The sequence below is a fragment of the Catenibacterium sp. CAG:290 genome (assembly GCF_000437715.1).
Classification (GTDB): domain Bacteria; phylum Bacillota_I; class Bacilli_A; order Erysipelotrichales; family Coprobacillaceae; genus Catenibacterium; species Catenibacterium mitsuoka_A.
On record NZ_FR898783.1, the window covers coordinates 1 to 18,171 of the forward strand.

Sequence of the window (18,171 nt, forward strand, 5' to 3'; positions counted from 1 at the left end):
AGACGCGACAATAGCAAGCTGCCAGGTCCTTTTTTTTATGTTTTAATTTTCTATTATATTCAGTATAATGTAAGTGCAAGCTAAAGGAGATTCAACATGCGTATTGCGATATTTACAGACACTTATTATCCTGATATTAATGGCGTTGTTTCATCAATTGGTATACTCAGAAATGAATTAATGAAACATGGTCATCAAGTCTTGATTATAACTACAATTCCTCCTCTTGGTGTTCATATGGAAGATGATCCATTTATTATTAGAATGAATGGAATCTCTCTTAAAAGTATTTATGGATACCGTATGGCAGGCATTTATAATAATAAAATATTTAAAAAGATTAAAGAATTTAATCCTGATATCATTCATACGCAGACTGAATATGGCGTAGGCTTATTTGGACGATTATGTGGTTATAAGCTTAATATTCCTACCGTATATACATTCCATACCAATCTTTATGACTACACTTACTATGTCACTAAAGGAATCGAACCATTCGATTCAATCGCGAAAAAGATTGTAAAGAAGCTGATGAAGATATATACAACCCATACAACGTCTCTTATTGTCCCTAGTGCTAAAACTGCTTCTATGATGAAATCTATTGGAATAAAGAAAGAAATCAATATTGTACCTACGGGACTCGAATTAGAACGCTTTAAAATATATAATAAAGAACATACAAATCAAATCAAAGAAGAGTATGGTCTTACTAATCATTTTAATTTAATCTCTTTAGGCAGACTTGCTGAAGAAAAATCATTAGATCTCATCATTAACGCAATGCCCGAAATCGTTCAAAGGAATCCAAATATACGATTGTTTATTATAGGTGATGGACCTGCAAAGAACACTTTGATGCAATTAACACATGATTTAAAAATGGATGATTATATTCGTTTTGCAGGATGTCAAAGTGCAGATGTTATTCCTGATTTCTATTATTCGGGAGATTTATTTGTCTCAGCATCTCTAACAGAAACACAAGGTCTAACATTTATTGAAGCGATGGCCTCTTCTTTACCAGTTCTTGCAAGATATGATTCTAATTTAGATCCTGTTATTGTAGAGGGTGGTAATGGTCATTTCTTTTATACTCAAGAAGAATATATCGAAAAAGTAATAGAATTATCTCATAAGGATCTTACACCTTATAAAGAGTATGCAGCTCATCATGCCCAACAATTTGATTCTCATACATTCTATAAAGGAGTGATGCATGTGTATAACAGTTCTATTGATCATTTTGAAAACTGTTTTGTAGTCTCTTCAATAAAACCACATGAAAAGCGAGTTTCAGTAGAATTTGTAAGTGGTAAAAGAAAAATAGCTCTTGAATGTACTATAGAAGATGTAGAAACATTCCATCTCGCCATTCAAACTCGTGTCAATCAGGAAGTTATAGATATTCTTAAAGAGAAGCAGAATATCAGACATTTATATTTTAAAGCAGTAAAGCTGCTTAGCTATCATGATTATTGTTTCCATGACTTAAAGAAACGCTTAGAAACTTATGGAGACTATAATGAAATAGAAATTATGAAATGTATGGCTTTATTAACAGATCGTCATCTCATAGATGATCGTAAATATGTAAGAAGCTATATTGATGCAACTCTTAAGAAGGGCAAAGGCTTAAAAAAGGCACTTATTGATTTAAAGAATAAAGACATTCCAGAACATTTAATTGAAGAAGAAATCGAAAAATTTGACGAATCAGAAGAAAAAGAATATGCTTTTAATATTGTGGATCAGCTCTATTCAAACAATAGAAAGCTCTTTCCACAGGGATTAATTCAAAAAATCAAGAGAACCTTATATAATAAAGGATATAGCGAAAATACAATTCTTTCTGTTATGAATAGCTATGATTTTGAATTTTCTCATGAACGTACATTGTCTTTATTAAAACAGGAATGTGAAAAGACATATAAACGTTATCAAAATAAATATCATGATCAGGAATTAAAGATGCGTATCAGCCGTTTTCTTAAGCAAAAGGGGTATGATTATGAAGATATTCTGATTGTGATGGATGAAATATGGAGTGAATTGAATGATTAAAATTAATGAAATGAATCCAGGAAAAGAAACAGTTGGCTTTGAAGCTATTATTATCTCAGTCACTGTAGGTAAAACAAATGGTGCCAACAAGTCTTCTTATTTAAATATTGTCTTACAGGATGCAACAGGCACTATTGATGCAAAGCTCTGGTCTGCCACAGATGAACAGATTCGTTTATTTGAAAGAGGACAGGTTGTAAGAGGTAAAGGAGATATCATCAACTATAAGGGCATGAGACAGATGAAAATCGTTAAGCTTGAGCCTATTGAAATGAATGATGAACAGAAGGCTTTATTCTTACCACAGCCACCTATTGAAAAAGCAGTGATGCAGAAGGAATTAGATATGTATATGAAGAAGATCCACAACATTCGTCTTTATGCGATTGTTCATGGACTTATTGAAAAACATTATACAGCTTTTGTGAACTATCCTGCAGCTACTAAAAATCATCATGATTTTGCCTCAGGACTTCTTTATCATACTTTATGTATGTTGAAGCTTGCAGATCAGCTCATTAACGTTTATAGCTTTCTAGATGCAGATTTACTATATGCAGGTGTTATTCTACATGATATTGGTAAGGTTAAAGAATTCACAGGACCTATTGTTCCTGCTTATTCTATTGAAGGAAGCTTAGTAGGTCATATCTCTATTGGTCATGCAATGGTGAAGGACATGGCAGAAGAATTACATATCGAGGGAGAAGAAGTATTCTTACTAGAACATATGATTCTTTCTCATCATGGTAAACAGGAATATGGTTCTCCAGTTCTTCCACAGATTCCTGAAGCAGAAGCATTAACACTTATTGATAATGTAGATGCAAGAATGAATATGTTTGAAAAAGCCCTCAAGGATACTGAACCAGGATCATATTCTGCACGTATCTTTGGGTTAGAAAATAGAAATGTGTACAAATCACATCACTAATGTGTTATAATAAACAAAACAAACAGGAGGTTTTACATGTGTATGGATAAGGTTAAAGATTGGTTATTCGGTGAAGAAGAAGGATATACAGAAGACTACAATACTGCACAAAACGGACAGGAAGAAAATTCTAATATTTTTGAAAACAATAAGACTAAAAAGACAAGTGAGATGTTGAAGCCATTTGATGCCAACTCTAGTCTTGTATTATTTGAACCACGTGCTTATTCTGATTCTCAGGAAATTGGTGGTTATTTAAAGAAAAATAAAGCAGCTGTCGTTAACCTACATCGTTTACAGAAGGAACAGCAGAAACGTGTTGTTGATTTCTTAACTGGTGTTATTTTCGCAATTGATGGTGATATTCAGGTAATTGGTCCTAAGATTTTCTTATGTACACCTAAGAACATCGGTGTAACTGGTTCAATTACTCTTGATGATGACACACCTACAAGTACGGAGGAATAAGTATTAGCATCCGCTAATACTTTTTTTATGAAATATGTTAGAACATTTTAAAGGTGATGAAGAATTCGTCTCTAAAATATTAGATTACAAGGATCAGGCACTTTATTCACAGCGTATGATTCTTACACAATTTCTTGATCCACATCAGCAGTCCATTGTAGAAAGTGTTATTGGTCATGAACTCAAAGTAGAAGCAGATGGAGGCTTTGATGGGGCAGAAAATAAAAGAGTGCTCATAGCGCCTGATTTCTATGAATTTGAACCTAAAGACTTTAAAGTTACAGTATTTCAAGTAGATTATAATGATATATTTGGAAAACTCAAACATTCCGATGTCTTAGGGGCTTTAATGCATTTAGGTATTAAGCGTCAATGTATCGGTGATATCAATGAAGAGCCGCTTTCCTTTGCCTGTATGACAGAAAATAGCGATTATATTCGTATGAATCTCACACGTATCAAACGTTCTTCTATTCATTTAGTAGAAAGTAAAGATCGTCTGTCTATTCAGCAGGATACCTATACTAAAACAGTGATCGTTTCTTCTTTACGTTTAGATAAGATGGTTGCGCAATTATTTGGCATCTCTCGCAATAAAGCAGTAGAAGCCATTCATGGTCAGTATGTCAAGCTTAACTACAAAGTTATTGAAGATATTTCAAAAATATGCGATAATAACGCTATAATATCTTTACGTCATCATGGCCGAGTAAAGATATTCATAACAGATAGAAGAACAAAGCAGGATAATTATGTAATAGAAGGCCAATATTATCGATGAGGGGACACGGTTATGGGATACATGTTCAATAAGCAGCTTCGTGGATATAATACTGAAGAAGTCGATGATATGATTGAGACTTTAGAAAAGAAAATTCAGGAAACTACTTTACAAATTAGAAGACTTGAAAAAGAGTTGGATAAAGTTAAAAAAGAGAATATCGCGATGGCTAATCGTCAATCTGTTGAACGAAAGACCAATGAAGAGATTTCCCGTCTTGCTTTAAAGGAAGCCAGTGAACTGATTACAAAGGCGAAGCATAATGCGAATATGATTCTTAAAGAGTCTATGAATTATGTGAAGGGTTTAAGTGATGAAGTAGAAGGCTTTAAGGATGAAGCAAAAGATTTTAGGGCTGAAATTGTAAAAATCAGCACAGAATTGCTAGAAACTATTGACAAATCAGAAATTTTTAGTTTAATTAATGAAGAAGAAAAAAAAGCGAAGAAAGAGAGCGCTGATCAAGAGAACTTATAGAGAAACCGTGGGTGGTGGAAACGGTGAAGGTGTATTGGTCAGGAATCACTCTGGAGCTGCATCCTGAATAAAGTAGGGAATGCCGTTGATTGCGTTAAGATCTTAAGTGCATATCGAATGATATGAACAAAGGTGGTACCGCGTGCAAACGTCCTTTATGAAGGACGTTTTTTTATTTGTGAAAGGGGATATATATGAATTACAAAAGCACACTCTTAATGCCAAAAACTGATTTTGAGATGCGTGGTAAGCTTCCTACTAAGGAACCTGCTTACGTAGAAAGATGGCAGAACGCTAACATGTATGAAAAGGTGATCAAACAGAATGAAGGAAAAGAACATTTCATTTTCCATGATGGACCTCCATATGCAAATGGTAATATGCATGTTGGACATATGTTAAATAAGGTTATTAAAGACGTTATTTGTCGTTATAAGAATATGGAAGGTTTCTATACACCATATATTCCAGGATGGGATACTCATGGTTTACCTATCGAAAATGCAATTCAGAAGCAGGGTGTAGATAGAAAATCTATGTCTACTGCAAAGTTCAGAGAAAAATGTTATGCATATGCATTAAAGCAGGTTGAACGTCAGATGCAGCAGTGTATCCGTGTAGGTACATTTGCAGACTACAAACATCCATATTTAACTTTACATAAAGAATTTGAAGCAAGACAGATTGATGTATTTGCGAAGATGGCTGTAGATGGATTAATCTATAAAGGATTAAAGCCAGTATATTGGTCACCTTCATCTGAATCAGCATTAGCTGAAGCAGAAGTAGAATATCATGATGTAAAATCACCTACTATCTATGTACGTTTCAAGGTAAAAGATGGTAAAGGCATCTTAGAAGGTGATGATAACTACTTCGTAATCTGGACTACTACTCCTTGGACAATCCCAGGAAACCAGGCAATCTGTTTAAACCCACGTTTCACTTATGCATTAGTTAAATCTGAAAAAGGTAATCTTGTTGTCTTAGAAGAATTAGTTGATTCATTATGGGAAACATTTGGATTAAAAGAAAAAGAAATCTTAAAACGTTTCAAGGGTGAAGAATTAGAATACATCACATGTACTCATCCACTTTATCCAGAAAGAGAATCATTAGTTATCATGGGTGACCATGTTACAACTGATTCAGGTACTGGATGCGTTCATACAGCAAGTGGATTTGGTGTAGACGACTTTAACATCTGTCAGAAATATAAATTACCAGTACTTGTAAACGTTGATGAACATGGCTGCATGATGGAATCATGTGGTGAATGGCTTGCAGGTCAGTATGTTGATGATGCAAACAAGACTGTTACAGTAAAACTAGAAGAATTAGGCGCTTTATTAAATCTTACTTGGATTACACATAGCTACCCTCATGACTGGCGTACTAAGAAGCCTATCATCTTTAGAGCAACTGACCAGTGGTTCTGTTCTATCGATAAGATCAGAGAAAAACTATTAAGTGAAATCGATAGCGTTAACTGGATCAATGAATGGGGTCATATCAGAATCTATAATATGATTAAAGACCGTGGTGACTGGTGTATCTCAAGACAGAGAACTTGGGGTGTTCCAATTCCAATCTTCTATTGTGAAGATGGTACTCCTGTAATTGATCAGAAAGTATTTGATCATGTATCAGCACTATTTAGAGAATTTGGTTCAAACGTATGGTTTGAAAGAGATGAAAAAGATTTATTACCAGAAGGTTATACAAACGAACATTCACCAAATGGTATCTTCAAGAAAGAAAAAGATATCATGGACGTATGGTTTGACTCAGGTTCATCACATACTGGTGTATTAGTAGAAAGAGGATTAGGTTATCCAGCTGATCTATACTTCGAAGGAAGTGACCAGTATCGTGGATGGTTCAACTCTTCATTAATCATCGGTACTGCAGTACATGGTAAAGCACCATATAAGACTGTCTTATCTCATGGTTTCACTCTTGATGGTAAGGGATTAAAGATGAGTAAGTCTGGTGGTAACGCTGTAGATCCAATCAAGACAATCAATAAATGGGGTGCTGATATCTTAAGATTATGGGCTACTACTGTAGACTTCCAGTCAGATGTACGTATCTCTGATGATATCTTAAAGAAAGTATCTGAAAGCTATCGTAAGGTAAGAAATACTATGCGTTTCTTACTTGGTAACTTAAATGATTTCAAGGATACTGATGTATTACCAGTCAATGAATTAGAACCAGTTGATCAGTATATGTTAGCTAAGTTAAATGACTTAATGGATGCATATCATAAGTCTATGGATGCTTATAACTTCTCAGAAGCAAATAAGGAAATCTTAAACTACTTCACTAATACATTAAGTGCATTCTATATGGACTTCACAAAGGATATCCTTTATATCGAAAAGGCTGATTCTACAAGAAGAAGACAGGTACAGACAGTTCTTTATCATCATGCAAAGACAATGATGAAGTTAATCTCACCAATCTTAGTCTTCACTGCAGAAGAATTACACGATCACTTCCATTGTGATGCAAAACAGGAAGAATCTGTATTCCTAGAAGCTAAGCCTGAAAAGTTCGAAATTGAAAATGCGGATGCATTAAAAGAACAGTTCGACTTATTCATGAACTTACGTACTGATGTAATGAAATCATTAGAAAACTTAAGAGCTGAAAAAGTAATCAATTCTAACATGGAAGGTAAGCTTACTATCACTCTTAAGGATGAATATAAGTCTTTAGCTGCATTAGAAGATTCTATGAAACAGTTATTCATCGTCGCAAAAGTGACTTTAGATGACAATGCTGAAGGTAAAGATGAATATGAAACTTGTTTCATCAAGGCAGAAAAATTCCATGGTGTTCAGTGTCCAAGATGCTGGAACTGGTTCGAAGAAGGCGAATTAGTAGATGGATTATGTCCAAGATGTCATGAAGTTGTAGAAACTTTACCAGCTAGTGAAGAAGAATAAAAAAACAAGGATATGGGACGCGTTCCCATATCCTTTTAACATCCAATAAAAAAGTCTAGAAATCTAGACTAATAGCCACGCTTATATTCATTAAAGCGATCTAAAGAGTATCCGATTAATCTTAATACAAAAATCAAAACAAAACCTACCGCAAATAAGATATATAAATGTGCAAAGAAACCAATCACACAGCATAACGCGAATACGATATAGCCAATAGTTGTTAAGAAATCCATATATTTATGTTCTTTTAATCCGTTCATAATTTCACCTCATTTAAATTTATTATATCATTGTGTGTAAGCGAAAACAATTAGATAATTAGGCTTAAACTCATAGGATGAGAATGTTATAATGGGGGTACATTATGGAGGCAGTTATGATAAAAGGTTGTATATTTGATTTAGATGGAACATTAGTTGATTCTTTAAAGGATCTTGCAGTAAGTACAAATCATGCTTTGGAGGCATGTGGGTTAGCACCACATCCTATTGAAAACTATAAACAGTATGTAGGTAATGGTGTTTTAAAACTAGTAGAACGTGCACTTGGAGAAGATCATCAGGATTTGTTTGATCAATGTTTACAAGAATTCATGGACTACTATAAGGATCATTGTTTTGATTACACAGCACCATATCCTGGTATTAAAGAATTAGTAGAAGATTTACATAAAGCAGGTATTAAGCTTGCTTGTGTCACAAATAAACCACATACAGTAGCTGAAGTGATTGTACCTAAGCTATTTGGTGATCGTTTTATTACTACATATGGAGGATGTGCAGATTATCCTAAAAAGCCTGATATTACTTCTTTAAATCTTGCATTAAATGATATTGGTTTAACCAAGGATGAATGTGTCTTTATTGGTGATTCTAATGTTGATATAGAAACAGGAATTAACGCTTCTATGAAGACAATTGGCTGTGATTGGGGATTTAGAGGAGAGGCAGAGTTAAAGACTGCAGGAGCTACTAAAATCGCTTATAAAGCACATGACATTAAGGAGTATGTAGATGATTGGAATAAGTAAATGCTTATGTGGCTATGATTGTACTTATCGAGGAGATTCTAATAGAATAGAAGCATTAGAACTTATTGATAAGAAAGGTGAAGCAGTACTTATTTGTCCTGAAGTATTAGGAGGGCTCTCTATTCCTAGAGATCCTGCTGAAATAGTTTCAGAAGAGCCATTATGTGTAGAGACAGTTAATGGTAAAAATGTTACAAAGGAATATGTAGAGGGAGCACAAAGGGCACTAGATATACTTAAAGCATATGATATTGATTATGTTATTTTAAAGAGCCGTTCACCTAGCTGTGGTCTTAATCATATTTATGATGGTACATTCTCCCACAGGGTCATTGATGCAGATGGAATCTTTGTACGTTTACTAAAAAAAGAAGGATATAAGATTTATACAGAAGAAAATTATCCAGGTAAGCAGTAAAAAATATACAAAGTAAGCGCTAGACTAGAAAAATAGGAATGAATATATTAGAATATGAGTATATGAAATAGGAGGAATATATAATGGGTCATATTTTAAAGGTCCAGCCAGTTTTAAAAGAAAAAATCTGGGGTGGAACTAAGTTAAGAGATGTTTATGGTTATGATATCCCAAGTGATCATACAGGAGAAGCATGGGTTATCTCAGGTCATAAGAGTGGCGATTGCCCAATCGCTGAAGGTGAATATAAAGGAAAAACAGTATCATGGATGTTTGAAAATCATCGTGAATTATTTGGTAATGTAGAAGGTGATCAGTTCCCATTACTTGTAAAAATTATTGATGCTAAACAGGATTTATCTGTACAGGTACATCCAGATAATGAATATGCAAAGATTCATGAAAATTCTTTAGGTAAGACTGAATCATGGTATGTATTACAGGCGGATGATGGTACAGATATGGTTATGGGTCATTATGCTAAAACTAAAGAAGAATTCATTAAGGATATTGAAGAAGATAAGTATGATGAATTACTCAATCGTTTTAAAATCCACAAGGGTGATTTCTTCTATATCCCAGCAGGTACATTACATGCAATCTGTGGTGGTTCATTAATCTATGAAGCACAGCAGTCTTCAGATATCACTTATCGTGTTTATGATTATCATCGTAAGGGTGATGATGGTAAAGAAAGAGAATTACATGTACAGCAGTCAATCGACTGTACAAAGGTACCAGCTGACTTAGATCAGAATAAATTATTTGTAAATACTAAATTAGACCATGGTTCTAAGACTAGATATTTAAAATGTGAATATTTAACTGTTGATCATTACTTAATTGAAGGAAGTACAGAAATTAAGAATGATGATCCTTTCCAGTTAGTATCAGTCATTGATGGTGAAGGTACTGTCAATGATATGCCTATTAAAAAGGGTGATCAGTTTATTATCTGTTCAGATGTTGATTTAGTACATTATGAAGGTGGACTAGAATTAATGGTGACAACACTATAATTCATTTAAGAGCACGAAAGTGCTCTTTTATTGACTTCTATTGAAATGCTTCGTATAATTTTGGTGTAAAAATGATGATAAGGAGAAAAAACATGGATATATATGAAAAAGCATTAGCACTTCATAAAGAACATCATGGTAAGATGGAAATCAATGTGAAGGTACCAATGGACACAATGGAAGATTTATCTATGGCTTATACACCTGGTGTTGCTCAGCCATGTCGTGAAATCCACAATAATCCAGAAACTGTTTATGATTATACATGGAAGGGTAATAGTGTGGCAGTAGTCAGTGATGGAACTGCAGTACTAGGACTTGGTGATATTGGACCAGCTGCTGGACTTCCAGTAATGGAAGGTAAATCTATTCTTTTTAAGAAATATGCGAATATTGATGCTGTTCCTCTTTGTATTGATACAAAGGATCCTCAGGAAATCATTAAGTTCTGTAAACAGATTGCCCCTACTTTTGGTGGTATCAACCTAGAAGATATCAGTGCACCACGTTGTGTAGAAATTGAAAGAACACTAAAGAAGGAATTAGATATTCCTGTATTCCATGATGATCAGCATGGTACAGCTATTGTCGTTACTGCTGCTTTAGTGAATGCCTTAAAGGTTGTAGATAAGAAACCGGAAGATGTCACTGTAGTAGTCAGTGGTACAGGTGCAGCAGGAAGCTCTATTATCCATATGATTCATGATTTAGGTGTTAAGGAAATCTATGGCTTTAATATCAATGGTATTGTGATCAAGGATGATTATGATAAGTATGACTTCTTAACTCAGGAATTAACAGAAATCACAAACAAATCTAATAAACGTATGACTATGGCAGAAGCAGTCAAAGAAGCAGATGTCTTTATTGGTGTTTCAGCTCCAGGTCTTCTTACTAAAGAAATGGTTCAGTCAATGAAAGAAAAGCCAATTGTATTCGCAATGGCTAATCCAGAACCTGAAATCAAATATCATGATGCAGTCAATGCAGGTGCTGCAGTCGTAGGAACTGGACGTTCAGACTTCCCTAACCAGATTAATAATGTATTAGCCTTCCCAGGCTTATTTAGAGGCGCTTTAGATGTTCATGCCACTAAGATTACTGAAGGTATGAAACTAGCTGCTGCAAAGGGCTTAGCAAGTCTTGTGAGCGATGAAGAATTAAATAAGGATTACATTATCCCTCGTGCAACTGACGCACGTGTAGCAGTGACTGTTGCAAAAGCAGTAAGTGACCAAGCTATTAAAGAAGATGTAATTGCTCATAAATAATACAGATACGGTTCATAAGAACCGTATTTTTTTGCGAAAAAAAGAATAGCTCTCGCTATTCTTCTTCACCATCATCATAGTTAGAAACATTGTGATAAACCTGGTCAACATCATCACAGTCATTAAGAAGATTCATTAGTCTTTCAAATAAAACCATATCTTCACCTTCAAGTTCAACTGTTTCCTGTGGTTTAGTTTGGATTTCATCAACATCAAATTCAACATCAGGAAGCTTATTTTCAATAGCTGTCTTAATTGCGTTATAATCAGTTGGTTCGCCAGTAATCTTTAAGCTGCCATCTTCTAAAGTTTCGATATCTTTAGGATCAACTTCGCCTTCGATTAATGCATCAATTGCAGTTTCTTCGTCCATTCCTTTGAACTGAACAACAGATTCTACATCATATAAATAAGATACTGAACCTTCAGCACCAAGCTTAGCTTTTGATTTAGTGAATGCAGGACGTACCTGTGAAATAGTACGGTTGATGTTATCTGTTAAACATTTAACAATAACAGTTGATCCTGAAGGACCAAAACCTTCAAACTGTACACTTTCATAATCTTCTACAGCACCGTTCTTAACTTTATCAATCGCACGCTTGATAACGTCTCCAGGAACCTGATCTTTCTTTGCTTTTTCAATTAATCTTCTAAGGCTTAGATTACCGTCCGGTTCAGGGCCGCCTGCCTTCGCTGCTAAATAGATTTCTTTACCATAGTAAGAATAAAGTTTAGTTTTCTTAGCAGCAGTCTTTGCCATTGCGGCTTTACGTACTTCATGAGCTCTACCCATAATCTAATTCCTCCTTGTAAATTTCCTTACACATTATAAACACAAAGACTAATTATTTCAATAAAGAATTGGAAAATACACTGGAAATGCATTACTATTGTATCGAGGTGTATAAAAATGAAAAAGAAAATGATTATTATTGGGGGAGGTATATCAGGTATATATCTTTCTATTTTATTGAAAAAATATCTAGATATGGATGTGGTTGTACTTGAAGCCAATGACAAACCATTAAAGAAACTTTTAGCTACAGGCAATGGGCGTTGTAATCTTTCTAACAAGGATCTAGACAAGGCACATTATGATGGAGACATCAAACCATGGGTAAATGATATCATTCATGATTTTGATATAGTAGAAGCACTTAAGGATATTGGGCTTTATACAAAATATATGGGAAATCTCTTATACCCTTATAGTGAGTCAGCAAAAGCTGTACAGACATTATTTTTAAATAGAGCGGAAGAATATGGCGTAAAGATTATATGTGATGAAGAAGTATTGTCAATTAAAAAGAGTAAGCATGGTTATTTTATTCATGCAGCGCATCAAGATTATCAAGCAGATTATGTCACTATTGCCTGCGGTACTCCTGCTGGTAAATTATCAGGTATGAAAGATAGACGTACTTTATTTAACTCACTTAAAGTTGATTATCGCCCTATGAGACCAACTATTACTCAGCTCATTACGACTCCTGCTTATAAGAAATTAAAGGGAGTGAGAATGAAGGGAGAATTTACTCTAAATGGACATACAGAAAAAGGAGAACTTCTTTTTACTGATTATGGTATTAGTGGAATTGCAGTAATGGTATTAAGTCGCTATGCCCGTCTTGGAGATAAAATTATATGTGATTTCTATCCTGAGTTTACTGATCAGGAGTTATATTCTATTATTCATACACTACAAACAATGAGTGGCCCTTATGATGGTTTAGTTCATCCAAAACTTGTTCCAATACTAGAAAATCAGAAGAACCCGGTTTCTTTCCTAAAACATTTAGAATTGACTGTCAAAGAGCTAAGAGGTGAAGAATTTGCCCAGGCAGACCTTGGGGGATTGATGATTTCTAATTTTAATGAATCTTTTGAATTCATCAGCTATCCTCATCTTTATGCGACAGGTGAAATATTAGACATTACTGGAGATTGTGGTGGATATAACATTCATTTTGCCTTAGCAAGCGCTTATTCAGTATTTAAAGAAGTTTCAAAAACAATACAATAAATTAGGAAAAAGGTAAATAAAATCAAAATTATTTGTTTTGTTGTAAAAATAGTAAAGAAATTATATTGACAAACCAAAATGAGATTGTATAATAAGGAGCATATACAAATTGGAGGGATAATGTATGAAATTAAAAACAATCGTGACAGCTGGTGCAGTCGCAGCAATGTTAGTAGGTTGTAGTAATGGGAATTCATCCACAACAGATATCAAAGCACCTAAATTTGGTTTTATCGGTCCACTAAGTGGTGAAGCTTCTCAGTATGGTTCAGCCGTAAAGAATGCTATGAAGATGGCTATTAATGATTATAACAAGAAACATGGCACTAAGATTACAGGCGTTTACTATGATGATAAGGCTGATCCAACTACAGCCGTAAATGACTATAACAAGTTATATAACGATGATAAGGTCACTGCAGTTCTTTCACCAGTAACAACTGGTTCAGCACTTTCAGTAGCAAGTGCTTCAAGCAAGAACAATACACCAATTCTTTCACCATCTGCTTCAGGTGATAAATTCACTATGAATGGTAAAACAGCTTATAAGAACGTATTTAGAATCTGTACAAATGACTCTTATGCTGGTACTTACTTAGCTAAACAGTCTAAAGCTAAATATGATTTCAAGAACGTAGCAGTTCTTTACAACAAGGAATCTGATTATTCTACAGGTGTTGCAGCTGCTTATAAAGCTGAAGCTAAGAAGCAGGGTGTTAATGTTTCATTCTATGAAGCATATAATGCAAATACTAAAGATTTCTCAACATTCATTTCTAAGATCAAACAGGCTAATCCTGATGCTGTTTTCTTACCAGATTACTATGAATCAGTTGTATCTATTACTAAACAGTTAAGAGACTCTGGCGTTAAGGCTCCAATATTTGGTGCTGATGGCTGGGATGGTGTTCTTGGTGTTAAGGGTGTTAACACTGCAGACTTTGAAAACTGCTTCTTCACAAGTGGTTACAACAAAGATGCAACTAGCGGTCCTACATATGAATTCGTAAAAGCTTATGAAAAAGAATATGGAACAACTCCAAGTATGTTTGCTGGTATGGCTTATGATACAGTTACTGTTATGATGAAAGCTATCAACAAAGCTAAATCAACTGATCCTGAAAAGGTAAATGCTGCATTAGCAAAGGTCAAAGTATCTGATGATGAAGCAGTTTGTGGTGGATTCACTTATGATAAGAACCACAACCCTGTTAAGGAATTAAATATCGTTACTATCAAGAACGGTCAGTATGTAACTACAAAATAACGATGAATAGAGGAGAGTTCATCTCTCCTTATTTTTTTATTTTTAGAGGGGAGAAGTAATTATGATTAACTTTATCAACCAAATCATCAACGGACTCTCGACTGGGAGTATGTATGCTTTAGTTGCAATCGGTTATACAATGGTTTATGGTATTGCGAAAATGATCAACTTTGCCCATGGTGATATCATCATGGCAGGGGCTTATTTCGCATTAATCGCGATGGGTTTTGTAGGACCTATTCCAGCAATCTTGTTTTCTATAGTTGCCACTGCAACTTTAGGTGTTTTAACAGAAAAAGTAGCTTATAAACCTTTAAGAGGTAAAGGTTCACTTGAAGTATTGATCACTGCCATTGGTGTCAGCTACTTATTAGAAAATGTATTCTTATTAATCTTTGGTAGTGCGGCTCGTACATTCCCACAGATTATGCCAAAGGGTACAATCAATCTCGGTGGTATTTCTATTAAATATATCACTGTTATTACTTTAGTTGTAACTGCTGTATGTACTGCTGTTCTATTGTTCTTTATTAATAAGACAAAACTAGGAAAAGCAATGCGTGCTGTATCAGAAGACCAGGGTGCAGCCCAGTTAATGGGTATTAATGTAAATACAACAGTATCTCTTACATTTGCGATTGGTTCAGGACTTGGTGCTATTGCGGGTGTTATTTATGGATGTGCTTATTCATTAATCACTCCATATATTGGGTTAATGTTAGGTATTAAAGCATTTATCGCAGCTGTACTTGGTGGAATTGGTAGTGTACCAGGAGCTATGGTAGGTGGCTTAATGCTTGGTGTTGCAGAATCACTTACTATTGCATATATCTCATCAGATTTCTCTGATGCGGTTGTATTTGGTATTCTTATTCTTGTCTTATTAGTTAAGCCAGCAGGCTTATTTGGTAAGAATGTAAGAGAGAAGGTGTAGTCTATGGAAAAACTATTAAAAAACGAACTATTCAGATCATTCATTCTATCAATTGTGATCTTTGCGGTATTGATGGTAGGAACAGCTACATCTGTTATTAACTCTTATTGGCAGGGTGTATTAATTCTTTGTGGTATTAATATTATCCTCGCTGTATCACTTAACTTAGCAGCTGGTTATTTAGGACAGCTTACTTTAGGACATGCTGGTTTTATGTCAGTAGGTGCTTATACATCAGCTTTAATTAGTATTTATTTAAATCTTCCATTTATTGTATCATTACTTATTGGTGCGATTGCTGCTGGTGTTATTGGTTTAATTATCGGTATTCCAGTATTAAGATTAAAAGGTGACTATCTTTGTATTATCACTCTTGCTTTCAATGAAATCATCCGTGTTATTATGAATAACCTTGAAATCACTAATGGCGCAAAAGGTTTAATTGGTATTCCTTTGAATACAAATCTTGTTTATGTCTTTATCGCAATGATTATCACAATCTTTGTCGTATATTCAATTGTGAAATCTAGACATGGACGTGCCATTATCTCAATTCGTGAAGATGAAACAGCATCAGAATTATCTGGTATTGATGTTGGTTATTATAAAGTATTTGCCTTTGCAGTGAGTGCTATTTTTGCAGGACTTGCAGGAGGCTTATATGCACATTATTATACAGTTATCCTTCCTAAAGGATTTGACTTCAACAAATCAGTTGAAATTCTAGTTATGGTAGTACTTGGTGGTATGGGTAACTTAAAGGGCTCTATTATTGCAGCTATAGTGCTTACTATAATTCCAGAATTATTGATCTCATTCTCACAGTATAGAATGTTGTTATATGCAATTGTATTAATTGCTGCTATGATTTTAAAAGGAACTGGTAAAGGCGAACAGATCATGGAACGTCTTCCATTCTTTAAAAAGAAAGATGAGGTGAAGCCAGAATGAGTACACCATTATTAAAAGCAGAAGGGCTTGGTATTCAGTTTGGTGGATTAAAAGCCGTAGATGAATTTAACTTTGAAATCGATAAGAACCAGTTATTTGGTTTAATTGGTCCAAATGGTGCAGGTAAAACAACTGTCTTCAACCTATTAACAGGTGTTTATCAGCCAACAAGTGGTCGTATCCTTTTTGAAGGACAGCCTATTAAAAAAGCGAATACGATAAAGATCACTAAAGCTGGTATCGCTAGAACATTCCAAAATATTCGTTTATTCAAGGAAATGAGTGTTATTGATAATGTAAAAGTAGGACTCCATTATTCTCATCCTTATACTGTCTTTGATGCATTGTTCCATACACCTAAATATAAGAAGGCTGAAGCTGCTATGCAGGAAGAGGCTTTATCATTATTACGTGTTTTCCATCTAGAAGAATTTGCAGAATCAAAGGCAAAGAACTTACCTTATGGTAAACAGAGAAAGCTTGAAATTGCGAGAGCACTTGCGACTGCACCTAAGCTATTATTATTAGATGAACCTGCTGCAGGTATGAACCCTACAGAAACAGCTGAATTAATGGAAACTATTAAGATTGTAAGAGAAAAGTTCTCAGTCGCAATTCTTCTTATTGAACATGATATGAAGTTAGTTATGGGTATCTGTGAAAAGATTGCAGTATTAAACTTTGGTACAGTACTTGCTTTTGGTACACCTGAAGAAATTAGAAACAACCCTGATGTTGTAGCTGCCTACTTAGGCAATGAAGAGGAGGGCTAAAGATGTTATTAGAAGTTAAGGATCTTGAAGTACATTATGGTGTCATTAATGCGATTAAGAAGATTTCATTTAATGTAGAAGAAGGTGAAATCGTTGCACTTATTGGTGCCAATGGTGCAGGTAAAACAAGTACAATGCATGCCATCTCTGGCTTATTAAACGGTAAGAGTGGTGATATTATCTTTAATGGTGAAAACATCATGAAGACTCCTGCTCATAAGATTGTTTCTAAAGGTCTAGCACAGGTTCCTGAAGGGCGTCGTATCTTTGCCCAGTTAAGTGTTGCTGATAACCTAGAAATGGGTGCTTATCTTCGTAATGATGCAGATGGTATTAAGAATGACCTTGAACATATTTATACATTATTCCCACGTTTAAGAGAAAGAAAGAAACAGTTAGCTGGTACATTATCTGGTGGTGAGCAGCAGATGCTTGCAATGGGCCGTGCTTTGATGTCTAAACCAAAACTATTACTATTAGACGAACCATCAATGGGTCTTTCTCCAATTCTTGTCAATGAAATCTTTGATATCATTAAAGAAGTTAATGAAAAAGAAGGCGTTACTATCCTTCTTGTAGAACAGAATGCGAATAAAGCACTTTCTATCGCAGATCATGCTTATGTACTTGAAACAGGTAATATTACTGTATCAGGTGAAGCGAATGATGTTGCAAATAACCCACGTGTTAGAGAAGCATATCTTGGATAATAAGTTCTCCTTAGGGAGGACTTTTTTAATATAAATAATAATGTTGTTACTCCTATTGAAATGATCAGAATATATGTATTTGACAAAT

At 34.6% G+C, this 18,171-nt stretch carries 18 protein-coding genes and 1 other annotated feature; of the genes, 16 read left to right on the plus strand and 2 right to left on the minus strand.

Translation table 11 applies throughout. The features are described from left to right. The first annotated feature begins 96 nt into the window (after positions 1 to 96). The 6 genes from QVO42_RS02755 (at position 97) to ileS (ending at position 7,681) form a co-directional block, all read left to right on the plus strand. Complete coding sequence (locus tag QVO42_RS02755) at positions 97 to 2,067, plus strand: glycosyltransferase (RefSeq protein ID WP_022424658.1); 1,971 nt, start codon at positions 97 to 99, stop codon at positions 2,065 to 2,067. Beyond that, complete coding sequence (locus QVO42_RS02760) at positions 2,060 to 3,001, plus strand: 3'-5' exoribonuclease YhaM family protein (protein WP_022424659.1); 942 nt, start codon at positions 2,060 to 2,062, stop codon at positions 2,999 to 3,001. Before QVO42_RS02755 ends, QVO42_RS02760 begins: the two co-directional genes overlap by 8 nt. A gap of 42 nt (positions 3,002 to 3,043) precedes the next feature. Then, positions 3,044 to 3,469: a cell division protein SepF gene (locus tag QVO42_RS02765; RefSeq protein ID WP_117459551.1), complete on the plus strand. Its 426-nt coding sequence runs from the start codon at positions 3,044 to 3,046 to the stop codon at positions 3,467 to 3,469. A gap of 34 nt (positions 3,470 to 3,503) precedes the next feature. Continuing rightward, the gene (locus QVO42_RS02770; RefSeq protein WP_022424661.1) at positions 3,504 to 4,250 is read left to right on the plus strand and encodes a YlmH family RNA-binding protein; all 747 of its coding nucleotides are present in this window, start codon (positions 3,504 to 3,506) and stop codon (positions 4,248 to 4,250) included. A gap of 12 nt (positions 4,251 to 4,262) precedes the next feature. Continuing rightward, positions 4,263 to 4,727 carry a DivIVA domain-containing protein gene (locus QVO42_RS02775; protein WP_022424662.1) on the plus strand — a complete coding sequence of 155 codons (465 nt, stop codon included), beginning with the start codon at positions 4,263 to 4,265 and terminating at the stop codon, positions 4,725 to 4,727. Continuing rightward, positions 4,686 to 4,886, plus strand: a binding site (T-box leader). (Overlaps the previous gene by 42 nt.) A gap of 35 nt (positions 4,887 to 4,921) precedes the next feature. Beyond that, positions 4,922 to 7,681, plus strand: coding sequence for an isoleucine--tRNA ligase (gene ileS, locus QVO42_RS02780; RefSeq protein WP_022424663.1), 2,760 nt, complete (start codon positions 4,922 to 4,924; stop codon positions 7,679 to 7,681). Between the two features lie 68 nt (positions 7,682 to 7,749). On the opposite strand, the gene QVO42_RS02785 is transcribed toward ileS, so the two are convergent. Then, the gene (locus QVO42_RS02785; RefSeq protein WP_022424664.1) at positions 7,750 to 7,944 is read right to left on the minus strand and encodes a hypothetical protein; all 195 of its coding nucleotides are present in this window, start codon (positions 7,942 to 7,944) and stop codon (positions 7,750 to 7,752) included. Positions 7,945 to 8,060: 116 nt separating this feature from the next. Between QVO42_RS02785 and QVO42_RS02790 the strand changes: the two genes are divergently transcribed. The 4 genes from QVO42_RS02790 (at position 8,061) to QVO42_RS02805 (ending at position 11,422) form a co-directional block, all read left to right on the plus strand. After that, positions 8,061 to 8,714 (plus strand): HAD family hydrolase, encoded by a 654-nt coding sequence (locus QVO42_RS02790; protein WP_022424665.1) that lies wholly within the window; start codon positions 8,061 to 8,063, stop codon positions 8,712 to 8,714. Further along, positions 8,698 to 9,132, plus strand: a complete 435-nt coding sequence (locus QVO42_RS02795; protein WP_022424666.1) for a 2-thiouracil desulfurase family protein — start codon at positions 8,698 to 8,700, stop codon at positions 9,130 to 9,132. Before QVO42_RS02790 ends, QVO42_RS02795 begins: the two co-directional genes overlap by 17 nt. An 83-nt stretch (positions 9,133 to 9,215) precedes the next feature. Continuing rightward, positions 9,216 to 10,151, plus strand: coding sequence for a type I phosphomannose isomerase catalytic subunit (locus QVO42_RS02800; protein ID WP_022424667.1), 936 nt, complete (start codon positions 9,216 to 9,218; stop codon positions 10,149 to 10,151). A 92-nt stretch (positions 10,152 to 10,243) separates the two neighbouring features. Further along, positions 10,244 to 11,422, plus strand: coding sequence for an NAD(P)-dependent malic enzyme (locus tag QVO42_RS02805; protein ID WP_022424668.1), 1,179 nt, complete (start codon positions 10,244 to 10,246; stop codon positions 11,420 to 11,422). 55 nt (positions 11,423 to 11,477) lie between these two features. On the opposite strand, the gene QVO42_RS02810 is transcribed toward QVO42_RS02805, so the two are convergent. After that, positions 11,478 to 12,218 (minus strand): YebC/PmpR family DNA-binding transcriptional regulator, encoded by a 741-nt coding sequence (locus QVO42_RS02810; protein ID WP_022424669.1) that lies wholly within the window; start codon positions 12,216 to 12,218, stop codon positions 11,478 to 11,480. Positions 12,219 to 12,335: 117 nt separating this feature from the next. On the opposite strand from QVO42_RS02810, the gene QVO42_RS02815 reads away from it, so the two are divergent. The 6 genes from QVO42_RS02815 to QVO42_RS02840 all read left to right on the plus strand — a co-directional run bounded on the left by QVO42_RS02815 (position 12,336) and on the right by QVO42_RS02840 (position 18,083). Continuing rightward, a complete protein-coding gene (locus tag QVO42_RS02815; protein ID WP_022424670.1) occupies positions 12,336 to 13,448 on the plus strand; it encodes an aminoacetone oxidase family FAD-binding enzyme in 1,113 nt (370 codons plus the stop codon). 124 nt (positions 13,449 to 13,572) lie between these two features. Beyond that, positions 13,573 to 14,715 carry an ABC transporter substrate-binding protein gene (locus tag QVO42_RS02820; RefSeq protein ID WP_022424671.1) on the plus strand — a complete coding sequence of 381 codons (1,143 nt, stop codon included), beginning with the start codon at positions 13,573 to 13,575 and terminating at the stop codon, positions 14,713 to 14,715. A gap of 61 nt (positions 14,716 to 14,776) precedes the next feature. After that, on the plus strand, positions 14,777 to 15,649 hold the full coding sequence (locus QVO42_RS02825) for a branched-chain amino acid ABC transporter permease (protein WP_022424672.1): 873 nt from the start codon (positions 14,777 to 14,779) through the stop codon (positions 15,647 to 15,649). Between the two features lie 3 nt (positions 15,650 to 15,652). Beyond that, positions 15,653 to 16,600 (plus strand): branched-chain amino acid ABC transporter permease, encoded by a 948-nt coding sequence (locus QVO42_RS02830; protein ID WP_022424673.1) that lies wholly within the window; start codon positions 15,653 to 15,655, stop codon positions 16,598 to 16,600. Further along, positions 16,597 to 17,373, plus strand: a complete 777-nt coding sequence (locus QVO42_RS02835) for an ABC transporter ATP-binding protein (protein WP_006505112.1) — start codon at positions 16,597 to 16,599, stop codon at positions 17,371 to 17,373. Before QVO42_RS02830 ends, QVO42_RS02835 begins: the two co-directional genes overlap by 4 nt. A gap of 2 nt (positions 17,374 to 17,375) precedes the next feature. Further along, on the plus strand, positions 17,376 to 18,083 hold the full coding sequence (locus QVO42_RS02840; protein ID WP_022424674.1) for an ABC transporter ATP-binding protein: 708 nt from the start codon (positions 17,376 to 17,378) through the stop codon (positions 18,081 to 18,083). Positions 18,084 to 18,171: the final 88 nt, after the last annotated feature.

Coding starts and splice junctions, on each gene's coding strand:
- QVO42_RS02755 (WP_022424658.1), top strand. CDS start 97: ATGCGTATTGCGATATTTACAGACACTTATTATCCTGATATTAATGGC.
- QVO42_RS02840 (WP_022424674.1), top strand. CDS start 17,376: ATGTTATTAGAAGTTAAGGATCTTGAAGTACATTATGGTGTCATTAAT.
- QVO42_RS02785 (WP_022424664.1), bottom strand. CDS start 7,944: ATGAACGGATTAAAAGAACATAAATATATGGATTTCTTAACAACTATT.
- QVO42_RS02810 (WP_022424669.1), bottom strand. CDS start 12,218: ATGGGTAGAGCTCATGAAGTACGTAAAGCCGCAATGGCAAAGACTGCT.
- QVO42_RS02770 (WP_022424661.1), top strand. CDS start 3,504: ATGTTAGAACATTTTAAAGGTGATGAAGAATTCGTCTCTAAAATATTA.
- QVO42_RS02765 (WP_117459551.1), top strand. CDS start 3,044: ATGGATAAGGTTAAAGATTGGTTATTCGGTGAAGAAGAAGGATATACA.
- QVO42_RS02820 (WP_022424671.1), top strand. CDS start 13,573: ATGAAATTAAAAACAATCGTGACAGCTGGTGCAGTCGCAGCAATGTTA.
- QVO42_RS02825 (WP_022424672.1), top strand. CDS start 14,777: ATGATTAACTTTATCAACCAAATCATCAACGGACTCTCGACTGGGAGT.
- QVO42_RS02835 (WP_006505112.1), top strand. CDS start 16,597: ATGAGTACACCATTATTAAAAGCAGAAGGGCTTGGTATTCAGTTTGGT.
- QVO42_RS02760 (WP_022424659.1), top strand. CDS start 2,060: ATGATTAAAATTAATGAAATGAATCCAGGAAAAGAAACAGTTGGCTTT.
- QVO42_RS02775 (WP_022424662.1), top strand. CDS start 4,263: ATGGGATACATGTTCAATAAGCAGCTTCGTGGATATAATACTGAAGAA.
- QVO42_RS02805 (WP_022424668.1), top strand. CDS start 10,244: ATGGATATATATGAAAAAGCATTAGCACTTCATAAAGAACATCATGGT.
- QVO42_RS02790 (WP_022424665.1), top strand. CDS start 8,061: ATGATAAAAGGTTGTATATTTGATTTAGATGGAACATTAGTTGATTCT.
- QVO42_RS02800 (WP_022424667.1), top strand. CDS start 9,216: ATGGGTCATATTTTAAAGGTCCAGCCAGTTTTAAAAGAAAAAATCTGG.
- QVO42_RS02815 (WP_022424670.1), top strand. CDS start 12,336: ATGAAAAAGAAAATGATTATTATTGGGGGAGGTATATCAGGTATATAT.
- QVO42_RS02795 (WP_022424666.1), top strand. CDS start 8,698: ATGATTGGAATAAGTAAATGCTTATGTGGCTATGATTGTACTTATCGA.
- QVO42_RS02830 (WP_022424673.1), top strand. CDS start 15,653: ATGGAAAAACTATTAAAAAACGAACTATTCAGATCATTCATTCTATCA.
- ileS (WP_022424663.1), top strand. CDS start 4,922: ATGAATTACAAAAGCACACTCTTAATGCCAAAAACTGATTTTGAGATG.